Below are 3084 nucleotides of genomic sequence, written 5' to 3'. Positions count from 1 at the left end.
CTGTCCGCCGACGGCCGCTGCAAGGCGTTCGCCGCGGCGGCCGACGGCACCGGCTGGGCCGAGGGCGTCGGCGTGGTCGTCCTGGAGCGGCTGTCGGTGGCCCGGGAGCGCGGCCACAAGGTGCTCGCGGTGCTGCGCGGCAGCGCGGTCAACCAGGACGGTGCCTCCAACGGCCTGACGGCGCCGAGCGGTCCCTCGCAGCAGCGGGTGATCCGGCGGGCACTGGCCAGTGCGGGCCTCGGACCGGCGGACGTCGACGTCGTGGAGGCCCACGGGACGGGCACGGCGCTGGGCGACCCGATCGAGGCGCAGGCGCTGCTCGCCACGTACGGCAAGGACCGTGATCCCCAACAGCCTTTGTGGCTGGGCTCGTTGAAGTCCAACATCGGGCACAGCCAGGCCGCCGCCGGCGTGGCAGGTGTGATCAAGATGGTGCAGGCGCTGCGGCACGAGACTCTCCCGGCGACCTTGCATGTGGATGCGCCTACGGCAGAGGTGGACTGGTCGGCGGGTGCGGTGGAGTTGTTGACCGAGGCGCGGCAGTGGCCGCGTGGGGACCGTCCGCGCCGGGCGGGCGTTTCGTCGTTCGGTGTGAGCGGGACGAACGCGCATCTGATCCTGGAGGAGGCGCCGGCCGAGGAGGTCGCGGAGGCCACTGCGGTCGTGCCTGTGGGCGGCGTGGTGCCGTTGGTGGTCTCCGCGCACAACACCGCTGCGCTCGCGGGCCAGGCCGACCGGATCGCGGCGTTCGTGGAGTCCGGCTGTGCGCCGCTGGCCCGTACCGCCGCGGCACTGCTGGCGAACCGGGCGCTGCTGAGTGAGCGCGCGGTGGTCGTCGCCGGGTCCGACGAGGAGGCACTGGCCGGACTGCAGGCGCTGGCACGGGGTGAGAGCACGCCTGGTGCGGTGTCCGGGAGCGCGGGTTCCGCGACTGCGGACAGGGTCGTGTGGGTGTTCCCGGGTCAGGGATCCCAATGGGCCGGCATGGGCCGGGAGTTGCTCGATTCTTCGCCGGTGTTCGCGGAGCGGATCGCTGAGTGTGCGAGCGCCCTGGACCCGTACATCGACTGGTCACTGGTCGACGTACTGCGCGGGGAGGCTTCGCCGGAGCTGCTGGAGCGGGTGGATGTGCTGCAGCCGGCGAGTTTCGCCGTGATGGTGGGGCTCGCTGCCGTTTGGTCGTCGGTGGGTGTGCGTCCTGATGCGGTGCTGGGTCACTCGCAGGGCGAGATCGCGGCGGCGTGTGTGTCCGGTGCGTTGTCGCTCGACGACGCGGCCCGGGTCGTGGCACTGCGCAGTCAGGCGATCGGTGAGCGGTTGGCCGGTCGTGGGGGCATGGCGTCGGTGGCGTTGAGCGAGGCGGAGGCGGTTGCGCGTCTGGGGCGTTGGGCGGACCGGGTCGAGGTCGCGGCCGTCAACGGCCCGAACTCGGTGGTTGTCGCGGGCGACGCGGAGGCCCTGGACGAGGCGCTGGCCGCCTTCGAGGCGGACGGTGTGCGCGTGCGCCGCGTCGCCGTGGACTACGCCTCCCACACCCGCCACGTAGAGGACATCGAGAGCACTCTCGCCGAGACCTTGTCCGGCATCGAGGCGCAGGCCCCCGCCATCCCGTTCTTCTCCACGGTGACGGGCGGCTGGGTCGAGGACGCCGATGTCCTCAACGGCGCTTACTGGTACGGGAATCTGCGCAGCCAGGTCGGCTTCGGCCCGGCCGTCGCCGAGCTGGTCCGCCAGGGCCACGGCGCGTTCATCGAGATCAGTGCGCACCCCGTCCTCGTCCAGCCGATCACGGAAACCGCCTACGAGAGCGGCGCGGACGTGCTGGTGACCGGTTCGCTGCGCCGCCAAGAGGGTGGCCTGCGCAGGCTCCTGGCGTCGATGGCCGAGCTGTTCGTGCGCGGCGTCCCCGTGGACTGGACGGGCGCCCTGCCCGCCGACGCCACGGCCGCGGACGTCGACCTGCCCATGTACGCCTTCGACCACCGCCACTACTGGCTCACGGCGGCGGAGACCGGCGGTGACGCGAGCTCCCTCGGGCTCGCCGGGGGCGATCACCCGCTGCTCGGCGCGGTCGTCGGCATGCCGCACTCGGGTGGCGTCATGGCCACGTCGAGGTGGGCGCTCGGGTCGCACCCCTGGCTCGCGGACCATGTCCTGGGCGATGCCGTCGTCGTGCCGAACGCCGCCCTGGTCGAACTGGCCATCCGGCTCGGCGACCTGACCGCGGCCCCCTTCCTCGACGAGCTGACCGTCGAGACGCCCGTCGTGCTGCCGCGGCACGGCAGCCGCAACGTCCAGGTCGTCGTCGGCGAGCCGGACGCCGCACGCCGCCGGCCGGTGGAGATCTACTCGAGGGCCGCGGACGCCCCGTTGGACGCGGAGTGGACACGGCACGCGCACGGCACGCTGGCGCCCGGCGCCGACCGCGGGGCGAGCGCGTCACCGGACGGCGACGGCACGGACGTCGCGCTGGACGGAGCCGCGCTGCGCGACGCGGAACGCTACGGCGTGCATCCGTCGCTCCTCGACGCCGCCGTGCGTACGGTCGTCCCCGGCGACATGCTCCCGTCCACGTGGACCGGGGTGTCCCTGCTCGCCGCGGGCGCCGCCGCAGTGCGCGTACACGGCGGGGAGGCGTCGTCGGACGCCGGCGTACCGCTTCTGCTGACCGATCCCACGGGGCAGCCCGTGTTGAGCGTCGAGGGCGTGCGCGCGACACCGTTCGACCCCGAACAGGCGGGGATCGTCGGTGCGTTGCCGCACGACTCGCTGTTCCGGGTCGACTGGACGGACGTGACGCTCCCCGCGGTGGAGCGCCCGCTCTCCATGGTGTCCGTCGCCGGGAGCGAGGACGTCGCCGCCGCGGCGGGGGCGGAGGGGACGGCCGTTCCCGATGTCCTTCGCTACGAAGTGCCGACCGGGATCGGCGAAGAGCAGACCGGGCTGACCGGGCCGCGGGCGGCCGATCCCCGCGCGGCGGTCGGCGCGGCCCTCGCCGTGCTGCAGGCCTGGCTGGCCGAACCCGCCCTGGAGACGGCCCGGCTGGCCGTGGTCACGGGGGATCGCGACGGGCTCGACGCGGCC

1 protein-coding gene is annotated in these 3084 nt (G+C 73.7%); it reads left to right on the top strand.

Annotation, left to right across the window (positions count from 1 at the left end):
• A partial coding sequence (locus G3I40_RS07350; RefSeq protein ID WP_164301346.1) for a type I polyketide synthase occupies positions 1–3084 on the top strand: 3084 nt, incomplete at both ends.

Origin of the sequence: Streptomyces sp. SID14478, assembly GCF_010548525.1 — a bacterium.
Lineage (GTDB): Bacteria > Actinomycetota > Actinomycetes > Streptomycetales > Streptomycetaceae > Streptomyces.
The sequence above is the reverse complement of the archived record's forward strand: the minus strand, read 5'-3'. Positions and strand labels throughout refer to the sequence as shown.